At 27.8% G+C, this 19,254-nt stretch carries 12 protein-coding genes; 2 read left to right on the forward strand and 10 right to left on the reverse strand.

Annotation, left to right across the window (positions count from 1 at the left end; genetic code table 4):
- The first annotated feature begins 168 nt into the window (after positions 1-168).
- Positions 169-426, forward strand: a complete 258-nt coding sequence (locus CJJ23_RS02790) for a hypothetical protein (RefSeq protein ID WP_095334846.1) — start codon at positions 169-171, stop codon at positions 424-426.
- Between the two features lie 382 nt (positions 427-808).
- Here CJJ23_RS02790 and CJJ23_RS02795 read toward each other — a convergent pair whose 3' ends face one another.
- The 10 genes from CJJ23_RS02795 to CJJ23_RS02840 form a co-directional block, all read right to left on the reverse strand.
- The gene (locus CJJ23_RS02795; RefSeq protein ID WP_095334847.1) at positions 809-3,151 is read right to left on the reverse strand and encodes a glycosyl hydrolase family 65 protein; all 2,343 of its coding nucleotides are present in this window, start codon (positions 3,149-3,151) and stop codon (positions 809-811) included.
- A gap of 4 nt (positions 3,152-3,155) precedes the next feature.
- Complete coding sequence (gene pgmB / locus CJJ23_RS02800; protein ID WP_180738014.1) at positions 3,156-3,851, reverse strand: beta-phosphoglucomutase; 696 nt, start codon at positions 3,849-3,851, stop codon at positions 3,156-3,158.
- On the reverse strand, positions 3,838-5,472 hold the full coding sequence (locus tag CJJ23_RS02805) for an alpha-amylase family glycosyl hydrolase (protein WP_095334849.1): 1,635 nt from the start codon (positions 5,470-5,472) through the stop codon (positions 3,838-3,840). Before CJJ23_RS02805 ends, pgmB begins: the two co-directional genes overlap by 14 nt.
- A gap of 59 nt (positions 5,473-5,531) precedes the next feature.
- Positions 5,532-6,620, reverse strand: a complete 1,089-nt coding sequence (locus tag CJJ23_RS02810; protein ID WP_095334850.1) for an ABC transporter ATP-binding protein — start codon at positions 6,618-6,620, stop codon at positions 5,532-5,534.
- A complete protein-coding gene (locus tag CJJ23_RS02815; protein ID WP_095334851.1) occupies positions 6,620-8,299 on the reverse strand; it encodes a sugar ABC transporter permease in 1,680 nt (559 codons plus the stop codon). Before CJJ23_RS02815 ends, CJJ23_RS02810 begins: the two co-directional genes overlap by 1 nt.
- 2 nt (positions 8,300-8,301) lie before the next feature.
- Entirely contained in the window at positions 8,302-10,914 is a 2,613-nt protein-coding gene (locus tag CJJ23_RS02820) for an ABC transporter permease subunit (RefSeq protein WP_095334852.1), read from the reverse strand.
- A 2-nt stretch (positions 10,915-10,916) separates the two neighbouring features.
- A complete protein-coding gene (locus CJJ23_RS02825; protein WP_095334853.1) occupies positions 10,917-11,483 on the reverse strand; it encodes a hypothetical protein in 567 nt (188 codons plus the stop codon).
- Positions 11,483-11,968, reverse strand: a complete 486-nt coding sequence (locus tag CJJ23_RS02830; protein WP_095334854.1) for a hypothetical protein — start codon at positions 11,966-11,968, stop codon at positions 11,483-11,485. The genes CJJ23_RS02825 and CJJ23_RS02830 overlap by 1 nt, the downstream gene beginning before the upstream one ends.
- A 4-nt stretch (positions 11,969-11,972) precedes the next feature.
- On the reverse strand, positions 11,973-13,463 hold the full coding sequence (locus tag CJJ23_RS02835) for a hypothetical protein (protein ID WP_095334855.1): 1,491 nt from the start codon (positions 13,461-13,463) through the stop codon (positions 11,973-11,975).
- A gap of 199 nt (positions 13,464-13,662) precedes the next feature.
- Positions 13,663-17,568: a pullulanase-associated domain-containing protein gene (locus CJJ23_RS02840; RefSeq protein ID WP_095334856.1), complete on the reverse strand. Its 3,906-nt coding sequence runs from the start codon at positions 17,566-17,568 to the stop codon at positions 13,663-13,665.
- A 632-nt stretch (positions 17,569-18,200) separates the two neighbouring features.
- Between CJJ23_RS02840 and nrdF the strand changes: the two genes are divergently transcribed.
- A complete protein-coding gene (nrdF, locus tag CJJ23_RS02845; protein ID WP_095334857.1) occupies positions 18,201-19,253 on the forward strand; it encodes a class 1b ribonucleoside-diphosphate reductase subunit beta in 1,053 nt (350 codons plus the stop codon).
- Position 19,254 lies beyond the last annotated feature (1 nt).

Genomic DNA, 19,254 nt, shown 5'->3' on the forward strand with positions numbered 1-19,254 from the left:
GCAGATAGCATTATTAAATCTCTTGGATCGCAGATTAATAAGATAAATGTTCAAAATGTAGCGATCAACTCTAAAGTAGAAACATTAGCAACTAAAGTTGAAAATCTTGAAATCAAATTTGATAATCTTGAAACTAAAGTAGATAATCTTGAAGTTCAGGTTAATTAAGTGAAAGAACAAAATAAAGACCTTTATTCTAAAGTTGAAAATCTAGAAGCACAAGTTAAGGAAGTAAAAGAACAAAATAAAGATCTTTATTCTAAAGTAGAAAGTCTTGAAACTCAAGTTAAAGAGGTAAAAGAACAAAACAAAGATCTTTATTCTAAAGTAGAAAAACTAGAAGTTCAAAACGAAGGGTTAAAAAAGCAAAACGAAGAAATTGTTGAACAGCTAAAAGAAATTCTTGAATTAATTAAGAAAAAGTAGTGTAATTTATACTACATATATATAAATAACGCAAAAAATTCTTTATTAAATTCAAATTTGTGCAAAAAATATGAAAAAAATATTTTTTCAACTTTTAACTTAAAAATACTGCATAATATTTATGTGTGATGTAGGGTTTCTAATCTACACATATAACCCATACGCATCGGTCACATCGCACAATTACAAAATAGAGCAATCTAGATGCTCTATTTTTTTTATTTTCATAATATATGTACAAGATTAAGTCATTGTTTTGCTAAACTTTTTGTAAAACAAACTATTTAAATAATAAAAAAAGCTTTTAAAATAATGAAAAGTCATAAAAAAACGAACCAAAATGGTTCGTAAATTTTCTTTAAAGTTTTTATTTTGAAGTGGATTACTTAATTTCAAAAGTTTGTAATTTTTGAATTTTGTAAGGTTGATTATAAATAATTAGTTCAACTTCTTTATCGGCTTCAACTGTAAAGTGTTTCTTATTAATTTTAATATTTAAATTACTATTTTTATATTTGATGCTGTAATTTAAACCATCTCAATCTGAGGCTAGTAAAGGGTTTAAATATAACTTACGGTTATAATATTTTAAACCACCATAACCAAAAACGATCATTTGAAATGTTGCAGCTAAGGCACCTGAATGGATTCCAGTATCACTTGAATGAAAGTTAGAACCTAAATCAATGTTAATAGCGTATTTAAATAAGTTATATGCATAGTCTAAGCGATGGCGATATTCAATTGCACTAATTGCATAGGTTGATGGTGAAAGCGATGAATCATGTGTAGTCGAATTTTCATAAAAGTCTCAATTTTTTTGTAAATCTTTGACTGTTAAATTATCTTTAAATAATCAATTTAATAAAACTACATCAGCTTGTTTAGTTAATTGTCCACTTAATTTACTAATCCCTTCAGCTGTATTAAATAATTTTTTACCTGCATCACCACGTAATTTAAAGCCTGAAATATTTTTCTTTTCCAGGTTTAAATAGGTGTCATTTTCTGGCAAAATACCATCGCTAGTTAGACTTTGTTGCTTTAATTTATTAGCAACATTTTCTAAGTCTTCCAGTTTATATGGGTAAGGAATTTTGTTGTTGATTTTGACTAATAATTCACTGCTATTTGCTTCTAGATCCTTGATATATTCAATTGCAAGATCTAGATTAAATTTAGCCATTCTGTTAATATAGGCATTATTATCGATATTACCTTTATATTCATTTGGGCCCATAACATCTGTGATTACGTAGATATCTAATTTGGGGTTATATTCAGCACGCTGGCTTCATCAAATCGCTGTATCGATAATCATTTCATAACCATATTCGTTCATGAATTCTTGATCATCAGTAACTCGATAATATTGCTCAACTGCGTAAGCCACATCTGCAGAAACGTGAATTTCTTGAGCACGTGAAGCAATTGGCACCTGTTTACCAGTTTTGATATCAGGTTGACCTCAATAAGGAGTAACTTCACCTTCGTGTGGAAGTGAAGTTTCTCATGGATATTGGGCACCAAGATGTTTTTTCTCTTGTGCTTTTCTACGAGCGCCATTTAAACCTAAATAACGATATTTTAAATATTGCCTTGCACGAGCAGGATCTGTAAAAATTAAGTTAGGTAAAATAAATAATTCACTATCTCAATAATTGTGTCCCTGATAACCTTCACCCGATAAACCTTTAGCTGCAATACCATAATGGTCGCTATATTTAGGGATAAATGTATTCATTTGATTAATTGAATAATATAGTGCTAAACGATCATATTTAGCATTATAACTTTCTCCAATGATATCAACTTCTCACTGTCTAAAAATAGTTTCTCAAGTTACTAAATTTTCATTTTGAATTTGCTCATAAGAAGTTTTTTTCAAAACTTCGGCAAGGTCATAAGATTTTTTAATAACATCTTTAATATTTAATGATTTAGGTAATTCATCTTGTGATGAATTAACGCTCATTAATTTTTCAATTACTGCACTTGTGTTAGATTTTAAAATAAATCTAACTTTGAAACCAATGTTACGGCGTTTCATGAAAAGGACAAAGTCATCATTATCTTTATAAGGATGTTCTTTGTTATCGTTAAGCACTCTAACTTGTAAGTTTTGAATGACATGTTGCTTTGACTTAGTGCTTTGATATTGATATTGCACTAAATTTTCATTATATAGTTTTTTAATACCTTCTTTGAAGTGCATGACTCCATTATTATTACTTGAGCCGTTAATATGAGGCATGATAATAATTTCTGAATCTTCTCCTTCAAGTTGCTCAAAAACAAATTTTTGAGCAAATAAATGTTTAACACTTTGCGAAACATTTTTATAGTAACTAAAACGGTATTTCTTTTGATTACGGCTAAAAGTAACGATTCTTTTAATTTGTCCTGATTTTAATTCTAAGGTTTTACTATATTCATCTTGATTAGTAAAAACTAAAAAATCGCCATCAATATAAATTTCATTTTGAATTGAGTTAGCTAGATTAGCTAATTCAGATTCTTCATTATCATCACCTTTATTATAAAAACCTGCTAAGAAAAAATCTTCTTTATGTAAGTAATTATATTCTTCATCAACTGCTCTAATGCCGATGTAGCTATTACCTTGATTAAAAATTGATTCAGTTTTTTTGGCTAGCTTATTTTCATAGCCATGTTGAGTAATTTCAAGATTATCAACATCATATTTAAGTTCGACTTTATTCATATATTTACTTTGAAGGTGTATCTCTCTTTTCTGCTAGTTTAATGATTTCTTCTAAGTTTAATTCAGTTGTATCTTGTACGATCACATTACAATAATTTTCTCAATCAGCTTCAACTCCATGAGTTATTCCGACTGTGAAAAGTCCTGCAGCTTTTAAGCCTTTAACACCTTCAAGAGCATCTTCAAAACCAATTACTTGTGGTTTTTGAAGACCTAAACCTTTAACACCATTTAAGAAAATATCTGGTGCAGGTTTACCCTTTTTAACTAACATAGGATCTACTGTAAAATCAAAATAAAATAGTAGTCCTAATGAATCTAAAATGCGTACTGCATTTTTTGAACTTGATGTGATTGCCATTCTCAAGCCCATTCTTTTTGCTTTTTTGATTAAATCTTCCATTCCTGGTAAGATATCTTTTTTCTTCAGTTCAGATTTTAATAAATTTACATAGTATTCATTTTTTTCTTTTAAGATTCTTTTGAATTCTTCTTCACTAAATTCATTAGATAATGCTTTCAGTTTTAAAATAGCAGTTAAAGTATCTGCTCTTGATAAACCTTTTAATCTTGCATTATCTTCTTCTGTATACATTATTCCATAACGCGCTAGCGTTCATGATCAAGCACGGTAGTGTAAACTTGAAGTTTCCGTTATCACCCCATCTAAATCAAAAATTAACCCTTTAATTTTTCTCATCTTTAACCCTCACTAATATTGATTGATATTTATCTAATTTGTTTTCGAAAATTTCTTTAGAAGAATTTAATATAATTTTCTTCTTATTAAATTTTAAATTAATTTCGTAATTATTTAAATTTATATATGCACGAATTATTGAGCCATCATTTGCTTTACGAGTAATTGAAATTAGATTGTTTTGATCTATTTTCATTTTACTTTCACCATCAATTAAATATTTTTTTAATGATGTTTTTCTTAATTTAATAAGTTGCTTATAAAAATTTAAAATCGAATTTGGGTCTCTTTTTTGTTCTAAAACATTGGTTTTACCGACATTTTCGGAAAATTTGATTCACGGTTCATGGTTTGAAAAACCATGATATTGAGAATCATCTCATGACATAATCAACCGTGAATGATCTCTACCGTTAATATTATGATACTCTCTCATTTGCTCTTCTGTGTAAATATTTTTTTGATCTACATAAATTTTAAATGAGTTTAAGGCATCAACATCTCTAAATTCTGAACGGTCTTTAAAGTTAGCATTTGATAAAGCAATTTCTTCTCCATAGTTAATTGAAGGAATTCCTTTTTGTACTAGCGTGAATAATGCTAGCGACTTCGCGCCTGTATCTCAATATGCTTGATCTTTAATGTAACGTGAAACAGCACGACTAGTGTCATGATTAGTTAAAAAGTTGATAAATTGTCCACCTGAAATTAATTTACTATTTTGATAACGCATTGCATTTTTACTTGCAAAATCTTCAACTTTTCAATCAGGATCATAACCATTACGACCTGTTTCTTTACCCCAACCAATTCACCATCAACTAAAATTGTAGAATGTATCTGCAATTTTAGTTTTATCATTTGCATACTTAATTAATTTTGAAGGAGTGATGCCACTTGCTTCACCAATAAGAAAAACATCGTTTTTATTTTTCTTAATTTCTTTAATTAGGTTTTGCAAGTATTCAACCATTTTTGATCCAAAACTGTGTACTGTACCACTTTTTAGTAATTCCTTATGCACGTGTTGGATAGCATCTAAACGAAATCCTTTAACTCCAAGTTGATATCAAAAGTCAATAACTTTTGCCATTGATTTAACGACATTAGGATTTTCTCAATTTAAATCTACTTGTTCTTTTGCAAATAAATGATAGTAATATTGATCAACTTGCTCAACATATTCTCAAGCTGAACCTCCAAAAATTGATTCTGATTGATCAGCTTTTTTGCTTCAAATAAAATAGTTAAATTCTTCACTATTTGGGCCTTCTAGTGCTTTTAAAAATCATTTGTGTTTATTAGAAACATGATTTAAAACTAAATCCATAATAATTTCGATATTACGTTTTTTAGCTTCATAAGATAGTTCTTTAAAATCTTCAATTGTTCCAAAAGTTTGTCACACTTTAAAGTAATCTAAAACATCATAACCTGCATCAGCAAATTCTGTTTCATAAATAGGATTAAGCCAGATTGCATCAATTCCTAGTTCTTGCAAATAATCTAATTTTGAAGTGATTCCTTTTAAATCCCCTTGCCCATCATTATTTGAATCTTTAAATGATCTAGGGAAGATCTGATAGATTACTTTATTTTTCCATGTTCTAATAGTTTGCATGTTTATACATCCTTTAATTTATAAAATAAAATTATTTTAAAATAAATTTAAAATAATTTTTAATTAATTCTCTTTTCAGTTTTGGTGTCAAAAAAATATGCCTTTTCTTTGTTAAAAGAAAGTAAATATTTTTTATTTAATTCTAAGTTTTGCCCAGGTGGCATGGTGACTATAAAGAAGGTTTCTGAACTAGCAGCGAATTGCCCTTGTTCTTCTTTACCTAAGATTTCATAAAGAATCAATTCACACTTAACATGTGCTGCATTTTCATCTTTTTTATAAACGCTGATATTTTCACTGCGAATTCCAAAGTAAACTTCTTGTCCTTCATAAGGTTTAAGTTTAACTTTATCAGTATCAGAAACTTTCATTTTTAATCAGTTATCTTTAGAGATATATCCATCAGTATAATTTACTTTGACAACGTTCATAGTCGGGTTACCAATAAACTTAGCAACGAATAAATTGCTAGGATTATCATATAATTCACGTGGTTTTCCAATTTGTTGGATAATTGAATTATCCATTAAAACAATGCGATCGCTCATAGTCATAGCTTCAAGTTGATCATGTGTTACATAGACAGTTGTTGTTTCTAATAACTTATGAATTTTTACAATTTCACTACGCATATTTTCTCGTAACTTAGCATCTAAATTAGATAATGGTTCATCCATTAAAAATAAAGATGGCTTACGAGCAATAGCTCTTCCTAGAGCAACACGTTGGCGCTGACCTCCTGAAATATCACTAGGTTTATTTGATAGATATTGATCAATTTTTAAGATGCTCGCAACATCATTAACACGGCGATTAATTAAGTCACGTGGTTCATTTCTAACTTTAAGTCCATATGCGATATTGTTATAAACATTCATATGGGGATATAAAGCGTAGGATTGAAAAACCATCGCTATATCACGATCTTTTGAAGATAAACCATTGACACGCACATTATCAAAAAGTAAGTCGCCTTTGGTAATTGAATTAAGCCCTGCTAACATTCTAAGAAGTGTTGATTTTCCTGAGCCTGAAGGACCTAGTAAGGCGATAAATTCTTTATCGTTAATGACAAAGTTAATATCCTGCAGTGTATAGTTTTCACGCCCTGCATATTTTTTGGCGACATTTCTAAATTCAATTTTCATTATTTAACTGCTCCTTTTGTTAAGCCACTAACTAAGAATCGTTGAGCAACAACGAATAAAATAGTTAAAGGTATTCCTGTGACAATTGCTCCTGCCAAGAAAACATATTGTCTAACAGTTGAACCTGTACCTGATATTAGTGTTCTTAGTCCTGCTGCCATTGTTAAGTCTTTACTTCCATCGACAGTTGCAGGAACTAATAATCTAGGTAAAATAACATCACCAAAAGGACCTATAAATGATCATAATGCAACAATTGCTACCATTGGTTTTGCTAGTGGTAAAATGATGGTTGTAAAAACTTTAAAAGTATTTGCTCCATCAATTCTAGCAGCTTCATCTAAATCAACTGGAATTGAATCTAGATAGCCTTTTAAAATAAAAGTGTTACCTGTTAAACCACCACCTGTATAAATAATGATTAGAAAAACTCAGACAGGTATCGATGCTAGTTGATATAAAACTAAAAAGGCAGTTAATGCAGCGATTGAAGGCACCATTTGTAAAAGCATAACTGTAATAATTGATGAACGGCGACCTTTAAAGTGAAACCTACTAAAAGCATAGGCGAGTAACAATGTAAAAATAACTGTTAAAATCATCGTTAAACTTGCGACTAAAACAGAATTACCTAGTCAATAAAGAAAATCTGTTTGACCATTAAATAATTGCTGATAGTGGAAAACTGCACTTTCAGCTGCAAAGCCTGAAGTTGTTCCTAAATACTGCCCACCACTACCATCAAATGACATTACAATCATTTGTACAAGCGGCAGTAAAACTGCGACTGCTCAAAATAATAGGATTATGTAAGAAAAAAACATCCCAATAATTTGTGAAATCGTTAAAGGTGGTAAGTCAGATAATCTGATAAATTTACTTGTTTCATTAATATGCGTTGCAAATTCTGAAACATTAAAACCTTTAATTAAATTACTTTGTTCTTTAATTAATTCATAATGTCTAACTGTTTCTTTTGAGATTTCATCGTAAGATAAAAACTGACTAAGAGAGTATTTACTTTTTTTATTTAAGTAAATAGTTTGCTCATGAAATAGAATTTCAAACTTAGCTAAATTAACGAAGATCTCTTCAGGAAAAGATTTAAAGCCATTTAAATTTTTCTCGATCAATTTAGCAGCATTAATCTTATTGTTATAAAAATAATTTCTGACAATATCTAAATCATAATTTAAAATTATTTGTTTTTCTTCTTGCGCTTTTTCAGTGCTTAATAAAAATTTATTAATCACATTTTTATAGGAAACTAAATTAGTTTCAACATGATAAGTAATTACTTTTTTAATTTTTTCAACAACTTTTAAATTAGCTTTTGCTGAGCTAAAACTAATAGGTGAAAAACTTGTAAATAAGCTAAGTAACTTAACTAGAACAATTTGATTAATGGTATCTTCATCTTTTTTAATTGCTAGTTGCTGAGATAAAATTGTTGCTGAATTTTTTAAATCATTATGTTTTAAATATTGCACAATTTGAAAAAAATCATTATTGCTGATTAAATGTTTAGCACGTGCATTACGCAGCACTAAATTTAATCTATCAACTATTTCTTTTTTAACTTCAATTCTAAAAGAGCGAGCATAAGAATTTGCTAAAGGATTTAGCGAATTTAATGTTCTTTTAAAATTATGTTTTAAAACATCTTGGGTTAGACTCATAATTACACTGTATCCTTTCTAAATGCTCTTGATCTTAAAAATAAAACTGCTGAAATTCCTACTATAAAAATTGACATAATAATAGTGAAAGCTGAAGCTAAACCAATTTGGTTATCAGAAGAAGTTGTTAAATTAAAGATTAAAGAAATAATAATATCTGTAGGTCCAGGATTCCCCGGAAGCCCTGCTGGTCCTACACCACCAGCACCAAAAAGGTAAATAATTCCAAAGTTATTAAAGTTGAAAATAAATTGTCCAATTAATAATGGTGCAACTTGTTGCAAGATAAGAGGTGCTGTAATTCTTAAGAATGTATTAATTTTTGATGAACCATCAATTTCTGCTGCTTCATATAAATCTGATGAAATTCCTTTTTTAATTCCTGTGACTAACATGAAAACATATGAAGAGCCTAATCAGGTTTGAATTAAGACTAAAATTAGTCTTGATAATTGTGCATCTTGAGAAAAATTAATATCTGTATTAAAGAATTGGTTGTAGTAAGCATTTCCTGTTCTAGCACCTAAAAAAGCTGCTGAGAAAAATAAAATTGTTGCAAAAGCAGGTACTGCTCAAGGTAAAATGTAAACCATTGAAAAGAACTTTTTACCTTTAATTCTAGGATTATCTAAAATTAAAGCAATCACTGTTCCAATTACAACTGTTAGTGCAGTAACTGAGAATGTTCATATTACCGTTCAGCCTGAAACATATGCAAAAGATTCTGAATAGCCACCTGTAAATACTTCTACAAAGTTATCAAAGCCATTTCATGATAAAGGATTACCAGGAGGCTGTGATGTTACACTATAGTTAGTGAAAGCGATCAAAATAGTTGTTGCTAAAGGTAAAATAACTATAAAAGAAATTGTCACTAAAGCAGGTAGAGAAATTAAAATTGGTAAGCCTGTACCCATTAAAAATTTCTTCATATCACGCACATTTGCAGGGCGATATCCAAATTCTCTATAAAATCCACTACGATAAGCGTTATGAGATGTTGAGATTCAAATGATTAGTGAAAAGGTTAATAAGATTAACGCTATTACACCTTCAACAATTCGATACCTAGCATCTGCATAAACCGTTCCTAAAATAGGGTGATTAAATTTAACGGGTGATAAATCGAATAATCCAAAAATACCATTTCCATCATTTGAGCCATAGGCTCCAAAAAATGTTGGTAGTGCTATTGCATAAATAAAAACAGCACCGATGAAAAAGATTAATCCTTTTGTATATTCTTTATTTAGAATTTGTCCTAAACCAGGAAATAAAATAGATAATAGCATTGCCATTCATCTTTGACCCTTAAATGCCTTTGTAGGAATTTTCTTAATTTCATCATCCACAGTTGTAAACATGACTTTAAGAATCTTTTCTTTTTGTTTTCTTTTATCTATTTTTAGAAAACGTAGTTGTTCAGATTTAGAATAAAATGCATCACTGATTTTAGCTTCTCTTAATTCTAATTTTCTTTTAAATTTAAGTTCAGCTAATTCATTTTTATAAGCTTGTTTTGTCATTGTCAAAACTTTGCTTTTGTGAATTTTAATTTTTTCTAAATATTTTGCTTTGATATCAACTTGTTTATCTTTGATACTATTTTGATTTTTTGCACCAATTGTTTTTATTTGATTTTGTAAATCAATAATTTTGTTATCAAATTCTAAATCTGATTCCATAATTTTTCTGTAAGCAACAATTTTATGAGTTAGTAAAACATAATTACTTGCCGCTTCAAAATTTTGTTTTTTTGAAATTGATTTTAATTTATTTTGGAGAACCAAAATACTTTTATAGAGATTATGATTTTTAAATTTATCTTCAGGTAAAGTTAAAAATTTATTTATATTATTATAAGAAGATTCTTCAACTTTTGCTACTGCTTCATTGTAAGAATTAATACTAATATTTTCTTTTTTCAAATTCTTAATAGCATCTTTATAATCAATTTTTGATTTTTTTAATTTGCTATTTTTTAAATCAAGATAATTTTTATTTTTGCTTTTATAAGCTTCATAAATTTTTTTATATTTATTTTTATCTTGATCTAATAATTCAGCATACTGTTTTGTAAGTGTTACTTTTTTACTATTTTGATCTAGAAAATATTTGTTTTTTAAACGTTCTAATTTCTTATTTTTTTCATTAGTTAATTCATTAATTAGATTTTGATCTTTTTCAGAATAAACAAAATTCTTTTTTTGACTTTTCAAATTATTTAAATCATTTGAGATGGTGCTAATTTGACTTGTATTATTTTTAGATTTTAAAAATATTAATTTACTTTCTAATTCATAAATTAATGAATCTAAACTTTTACCATTTATAATTTGTGCTTTTCTTTTGATAGTGTCAATTTTATTTTGATATAAATCAATTATATTTTTAACTTCTTTTTTATAAATTCTTTTTAAAGCATGTAATTCTAGTTTAACACTTTTTGAATTTTGAAAAGCATTATATTTTTGTTCTTTTAACAAAACTTTTAAATATCTTTTTTTACTTTTATATTCGGATTTTACGGACTTTTGAATAACTGATAAATTACTATTATCAACCATCTTTATGATTCTAGAATCTTGAACATAATTTAATTTTAATGTTGACATAATTATGTAACCTCCGAAATTTTTAGTGTTTTTAATTTGTGCTTATGAAAAGGACATTCAATAAAATTAAACTCACCGTTGGGAATATTTTGAATATCACTTGAAGATAAATTAATGATTAATTTTTTGCTAATATCATCGTTTCTACAATATTTAGTTTTACTTGTTTCAATTACTAACTCAATTGAATTTATTAAATCTTCATTTTTGTTATCAATAATTGGCTCTATATAAATTAATAAATTTTCAATTTTTTCTTTATTTAAAAAAGCGTTGTTTATTAATTTGAATTCATCTTCTTTTATTAAAGATGAGAGTGCTAAATAAATATTTAATTTATTTTTTTCTTCATCATTTAAATTAATTGGTGAACGATTTTCAAGACCTTTATAAAATGAATTTATTAAAATTTTTAATTCATCATTAATCTCTATATATTTTTTTCATTCACTATCTTTAAGTTGTTGAAAATAATTATTAAGTGTTTCAATTTCATTAAATGTACCATTAGAAATATCATATTTTTTATTATTAATTTCGCACTCTAAAATTAATTTAATTGCAGGCATTATGCTCACCTTCTTTGGTTATTAACGTAGAAACGATTTTGTTTGAGTAATACAAAAATATAAAATAATAATGCAAGTAAAACAACATTAAAAATTGTAATTAAAACTGATAATCAAATTGGACTTGATGGTGTTAATCAAACAGATAATATAGAAGCAATATTTACAAATGATCAAAATAAGACATAGATATATCCTACTTTAATACTCTTTCATGCAAAATAATTTAAGATTGCATAAAATATATAAACAATTGAATTAATAACTATTTTAATTATTAGTATTTGCCTAAATTTTACTCATGCTTCATCTTCAGAAATAATGTTTTGTGAACTAGCAAAATCTGTTAGTGCTTGCTGATCATAAAGGCTTACTAAAACATTAATAACATACAAACTAATGATTGCTAAAATTACCCCTAATATTGTAAAAAAGAGCCATTTTTCAATGGCAACTTTTGTGCTTTGATTAAAATCAAATTTCATTTTACTATTTTAGTTGTAGTTCAATGTTTTTAGTAAACGCTTCTAAAAATGCATCAGCAGTAGTATATGTTGCAGTGGTTAAACCTAAAGCATCATAAGGTTCTCAGTACTGTTTACCAGGTCATTTGGGTTGTTCAAGATTTAATGAAGATTGTTTTGATACAGAATCTATAACTGCTTTATATAAGTTATTTACTGCTTCTGCGAATCCAGTTGTTCCAATATACTCAGTAGTTTTAATTTTTGGCGCTTTATCATTGGTAGGATCGTTAAACTCTAAAGTTTTAACATCCATATTAACAACCGCTCCAGTTGCTGCTGACATTTTACCAGCTTCAGTCATCCACTCTGTTGCCAGATCTTTTGAAGTTAATACATTGGCAAAATAATTAGCAAAATGCGCTTTTCCATCAATTGCTTTTGCTTCTTTTGAAAATGATGCTAATGATGCTTTATTTAATGAATAAGCTCATCCACCAATAAAGTGTCGAAGTTGTCTTGTTCCGTATTTTGGAAGTACTGAAGCAGAAATTTTACTTAAAATTTCAGTTGCTTTCTCTGGTGTAGATTTATTATTTTTAAGAACAGAAGCAACTAAATCCGAAAGAATTCAAGGACCTTCGATTGTCAATGAAATACTTTGATCTGCAATTCCCGATCTAATAGTTTTTTCTCTATTGGCTGAAGAATTAGCAACAATCTTATAATTTTCATTTGTACTAGTTCTTAGAGCATTAACATAAGTTCAAAGTTCTTTTAGTGTTTGCTTAGATTGTTCATCTGTTAGGAAGGGTGCAGTTTTAGTTGTACCGTTATATGTCACTCACATGTTTTTAGCTTCCTCTAAATTACCATTTTTCTGGTCTGCAAATAAACCATTTAAAAAGGTTGAACCATGTCATAAATTTCCTGCTTGAAAAGCAAATTTTTTGCCCACAGGATCTTTAAATTCTGTTGTTATGTCACCTGGACCATTTGGATAAACATCTTTGTTATAAAAAGCAATAACTGATTCAACATTTAATGGAAATCCATAATATGTATTTTCAATTTTAACAAGTTTTTTATTATCTCCATAATCAGTAAGTGAACTTTCATCAACGGCGGCAACTAGTTGCTTGTTTATTAGATCTTGAAATTTATCAAGTTGTACAGGGAATAAATCTGCTGCAGTTGCGCCTTGATTGGTAACTGTAGTATTAACATACTCAATAGCACCACCATTTGCAACTTTAACAAGTTCAACTCTATTTCGCATGTTTTCAGGAAGCAGTGTAATAGCTTTATCTAGAGCTTTTTTTCAAGATTCTTCATAGGCAACTTTTAAAGTACCTGATCAATTTGAAAGTGTTTTTTCTGCTTTTTCTTTTAAAGTACCAGTCACTTCAGGGGCATCTCCTGTTCCTGGATTTGTGCTACATGCAACAGCTAATGCACCTGCTGCTAAGGCAGCAAAAGCTGATGAACTAAGAATTAATTTTTTACTTAATTTCATATAATTTTCTCTTTTCTTTATTTTGATTAGAATATTTGACTCTCTAAAGAGCCACATCTATTATTTTAATCCTAATTTATATTTTTGGCTAAAAGTAACCTGAAAATAGAAAAAAATTCATTTTTTTGCAGATTATTTACCACGTTTTTCAATAAACAAAAGTTTTGGAAGCCATTTTTAGGATTTGTACTGACTAAAGCTATTTAAATTTTGCAAAAACCATAGTTGCTTTTGATTTGATCATTGCTTTATTTTTACTAAAATCATAACCATCGATTTTAGTAATTCCTGCGCTATTATTATCAACTATAACTGCTCAACTAGCATCAAGTGCTTTGGCTAATTCAATGTCTTGATCACTAGGGTTTGAAGCAACAATAACTTCTAAAATATTACTTTTGGGATCAATATTAGTTAGATGATATTGAATAATATCAACTGCCTTATTTTCATTAACTTGATTATTTCTAGTTGCTTGAAAATTAGTTTTTGCTAAGTCGATAATTGCTTCTTTACTTTCGTTAATACTTGCTAATGGTATTGATGAATTACCTAAACCTTCATAAGCTTTTGATGGTGAAGCTCAAGAATCATTTTCACTTACTAACTTAAAGTTGAAACTATTACTTTCGCCTCATTGAGCACGATTTTTATGAATTAATTCTAAATCATTTTTATTTAGAATTAATGTGCCATTACCATCTTGATCTATTTCAACAAACTTAGTTAGATTTTGATTATTAGCACTAGTCGAAATTTCACCTGCTAGATATCATTTTTTATTTCTAGCATTTTGATCAGCATTAATAAATTTAATTTTTAATTCACCTAATTTAGGATCTAAAAAATTTTTATATAAACTTGCACTATTAGTTTTGGTTTCACCAAAAAAAGTAAGATGCTGATTAATATCTTCAACTTTAGTTAGACTAAAAGAAGCAAAACTTTTTCTTAAAGTTATTAACCCCTTAACATAATCTTTTAACTTTTTAAATTCACCATTTGCAAAAGTATCTTCTAAACGATTTCATCTAATGCTGTTAGTATAGTCTGAAGAATGATATGAATTTTCTGCGTATTTATTTTCATAAGCATCTTTTACATCATCTAAAACTATTAAGTTATCACTTGTTGCACTTCTATGTAAATTTGCATCATTTTTAGCAAGTGGCTTAGTGCGACCCATTTCATCACCACCTTGAATCACTATTCTACCTTGACTTGTAAATAATAAGGTGTATGCTTGTTTTAACAAGTTAATCTTATATTGTATATTTTCTGAATCAGATTTATCTGCTAATTTAGCTGTTGCTAAATTGATCTTATCTCATAAACTAAAACCATCATGAATGGCTAAATAATTTAATGATTCAGTTGCAGTATCTGCAAACAAATTATTTTCACTATTATCAATTTGAGAAAATAATAAGCCATCTTTTTCTTCACTTTGTTTAAAGTTTTTAATTCCACCTATTAAAGCTGCTCTAAGTAATCCTGCATTTTGGTTATTACCATTTAAATAACCTAGATCAAAAGCTTGACCTTCGCCTGTATCACCTTTTGAAGATCTACGCATTGCATCATTAAAATAAGCAAGATCTTTAACCTTATGTTCATTAAAACTAGCAACTCCTTTGACAGGACTAAGCCCACTATCTAGGTCTGTAAAATTTCACGCTTCACCATATAAAATCGCTTTAGGCATTAATTCTCGAGCCTTTAAAATGGTTGTACTATCGATAAAACCTAGTAAATCAAAACGAAAACCATCAACTCCCATTTCTTCATGAAAAAATTTTAATGATTCTAAAATAAGGCGTTGCATCATAAAACTTTCACTAGCAACAGCAGGTTCACCTACTGGAGTAGATTTACCTTTGAAACGAAAATAAAGATTTTCGACAATATCTTCTAAAATACTATTTTTAAATAAGTGATTATAAACAACATCTACTATGACACCAATGTTATTTTTATGCAACTTATTAACTAATTCTCTAAATTCTTTGATTCTTGCATAAGGATCATTTGCATCACTTGCTAATCAGCCTTCAATAGAAAAATAGTTATGAGGATCATAACCTCAGTTGTAATTTGCTTTGCTATCAACCTGATTATCATTATAAGTTTTATTATTTTCATCAACTGTATAATAGTTTTGAATTGGCATTAATTGTACGTGCGTAATTCCTAAGTCTTGAAGGTGTTTAATGCCTTTATCTCAATTAGCAAAACCTTTAAAAGTTCCTTTATCAGCAACATCACTATTAATTGTAAAATCTCTAACATGAATTTCATAAGCCACCATCTTATTAACATTACCTTTTAAAGATTCAATGTCAACTCCTAAGGCTTTTGGTTTAACTCCTGCTTTTTCACTTGTTAAATCAACAAAAGCAGCTTTACCAACTTTATCTTCAGCTGCAGGATTAAAACTTGCCATTGATTTTGCATAAGGATCTAAAACGACTCTATTATTATCTAAAATAAACTGATAAAAAAGTCCATCTAAACTTTCTAAATTAGTATTTGCTTTATCTAGATTAATTGCAAAAACTAGATCGTTATCTTCTTTAGTCATTTTTAATCTTTTAATTTCTTTTTGATCTTTATCAAAAAGAATGATTTCTGCTTTGCTTGAAGTAGGTGCATATAATTTAACTTCTCAGCTATTGTTACTTAATAAATTAGCACCTAAAGTACCTTCATAATGCATTTTTGAATCATTTATATAAGGTTTAGAAACGATAGTTAAAACTAGATCTTCATTATTATATCTAATCATTAACTTATCAGAAACTCTAGGAGGCATGTCCATAAATTCTAAAGTTACTAATTCTTTATTTTGCTTTAAACGAAAACGATCGATAAAAGTTTGATTATTTAAATTTTTAATAGTGATTGCTGATCTTAGAATTTTTAAGTCATTATTAAATTCAATTAAAATCCGTTCAGGGTTAACTCTTAAAGCGTATTTAGCATCAATTGAAGCAACTGGTAAATCACTATAGACAGTTTCACTATTTGCTAAAATTCAAAATTCACTATAATCTGCAGATAAAGGTAATGAGCGATCACCTCCATCTTTTTCATCACCATTATGTAAAATATAATTTAGTCCTTTTGCTAAATTAATAATATCTACTTCTGCTTTATAAAAACCATTTTCATCAGCAACTTCTGAAAATAAAATCGGATTTTGTCAACTAGTTTCAGTTTCAATTGCTTTATTAGAACCATCATTATTTCATAAATGTAAACCTCAACCTTTAATTTTGGTATTACTTGAAGGTTTATAATGAATGACTAATTTTTTAGATGGAATAACTTCTGAATCGGTGTTAGCTTTTAGTTTAATTATTTTAAGTGTAAGATCTTTTTCAATAAAAGTTTCACCATAAAGCGTGATTATAAATTCTAATTCAGTTTTATTATTTTCTAAATTTTTAGTAAATGCTTTAACTTTAAAATTAAGTCCTTCACTTAATTTTTCTTTAAAAATTGCACCATTTTTACCTTCATTATTAAGGGTGTTTTTGTTCAATAATTTTAAAATACCTAATGTTGAAAGAATGTCTTTTGGTCGATAAGTGTTGTCATCTTTAGCAGTAATTATTTTATTAATTTTATTAATTTCAACATCACTTATTGCTTGCTTAATAAGTGGTTTTTCAATTTCATTTTTAGCAAAACCTTTGATAGTTGAAGCAATTTTTTTAGTAAGATTTTCACTTTTTAATAAAAATATTAAATCAATTGAATCGGAATTTTCACTTTTATTTGGAGTAAAACTTTCAATGCTTAAACTATAACCATTATTTAGTGCTTTAGTTAAGACATCTGAATTATCAGAATTGTAATTTTTAAAGTCAAGTAACTTTTCAATATCTCTGATAAAGCTAATTTCTTGTGGTTGTCAATCATTGAATAAAACAGAAAGAGTAATTTCTGTTTTAATTTTTTCAGATTCTTTATCTAGTTTAGCTTGTTCTGAAAGTTCACCTGAATTATTGGGTGAACACGCTATTAAAGAGGTTACTGATGCAATAAATGTAGCGCCAGTTAGTAAAAATAGCGATTTTTTAATTTTAGGATTTTTTCGCATAGTTTAATTGTATGTTGATAAGCAATTTTTTGGATTTTTAAGCAATTTTTTATTAAAATCAAGTGAATGTTTCACTTTATTTTCCACAAAATTTTTTATAACAATAATTAGAGCATGAAAGTTAGTAAATTTCGATTAAAACTTGCTTATTTTTAGTGCAAATGTTACTTTTTCAATTCCATATATGGTACTTTAAATTAACGCCAAAATATTTTCGTTTTTTTAGCTATTTATTCAAAAATATTGGTATTCTTTTTAATAAGAAAAGCAACTCAAAAGAGAGTATTTTGCTTTTGTTATTGACAAAGTTATCGACAACTTATAAACATACAATAAAATTTGTTAAAACAATAATTTTAATACTTATTATTATAAAAATATTGTTTTTATAATATATTAACAATTTAAATATGAAAATAAGATATCCAGATCTAAATATCTAAAAATATTTATAAATATTTTTTAATCATTTTTAATTAATTTGTTGCATAATCTAATAACTATATGTTATAAAAAACATATAAGCAGTTTTTGCTAGAGAGAGATGATTAAAAAGTAGCCTTTTATTAAACGCTATTTGTTGTTTTTGTCTAACAAAAACAGACAAATATATTTATGAGAGGTTTTTAAAAATGGAAGAGAAAAAAATACGTGAAAAGAATCAATATTACAGTGAATCTGTTTCACCAATTGGCTACTATCAAAACAATTTTCAAGGAAAAATGCGTTCAGTTAACTGAAACGTGTTAAACGATCCAAAAGACTTAGAAGTTTGAACAAGAATTTGTCAAAATTTCTGAATTCCTGAGAAAATTCCAGTATCAAATGACTTAAAAAGTTGAAAAACACTTGATGATAAGTGACAACAATTAATCACTAATACTTTTACAGGTTTAACTTTATTAGACACCATTCAAGCAACAGTTTGTGATGTGGCACAAATTCCTAATTCACAAACTGATCATGAGCAAGTTATTTATGCTAACTTTGCTTTTATGGTTGGTGTGCATGCTCGTAGTTATGGAACAATTTTTTCAACTTTTTGTACTTCAGAAATGATTGAAGAAGCCCATGAATGAGTTATTAATAATGAAAAACTGCAAGCTAGAGCACGTGTTTTAATTCCTTATTATCATAATGATGATCCTTTAAAATCAAAAGTTGCTGCTGCTTTAATGCCTGGATTTTTATTATATGGTGGCTTTTACTTACCATTTTATTTATCAGCAAGAGGCAAGTTACCAAATACTAGTGACATTATTCGTTTAATTTTAAGAGATAAAGTTATTCATAATTACTACAGTGGTTATAAATATCAACGTAAAGTTGAAAAACTGCCACTTCAAGAACAAACAGAAATGAAAAAGTTTGTTTTTGACTTAATGTATGAATTAATTGATCTTGAAAAAGACTACTTAAAAGACTTATATACAGGTTTTGAAACAGCAGATGGTAAATCAATGGCTGATGAAGCAATTGCTTTTAGTTTATATAATGCTGGTAAATTTTTACAAAACCTAGGTTATGATTCACCTTTTAGTGCAGAAGAAACACGTATTTCTCCTGAAGTACTTGCACAATTATCAGCTCGTGCTGATGAAAATCATGATTTCTTTTCAGGAAATGGTTCTTCATATGTAATGGGAACTATCGAAGAAACAGATGATGATGATTGAGAATTTTAAT

It is taken from the genome of Mycoplasmopsis agassizii, assembly GCF_002276225.1.
GTDB lineage: Bacteria > Bacillota_I > Bacilli_A > Mycoplasmatales > Metamycoplasmataceae > Mycoplasmopsis_B > Mycoplasmopsis_B agassizii_A.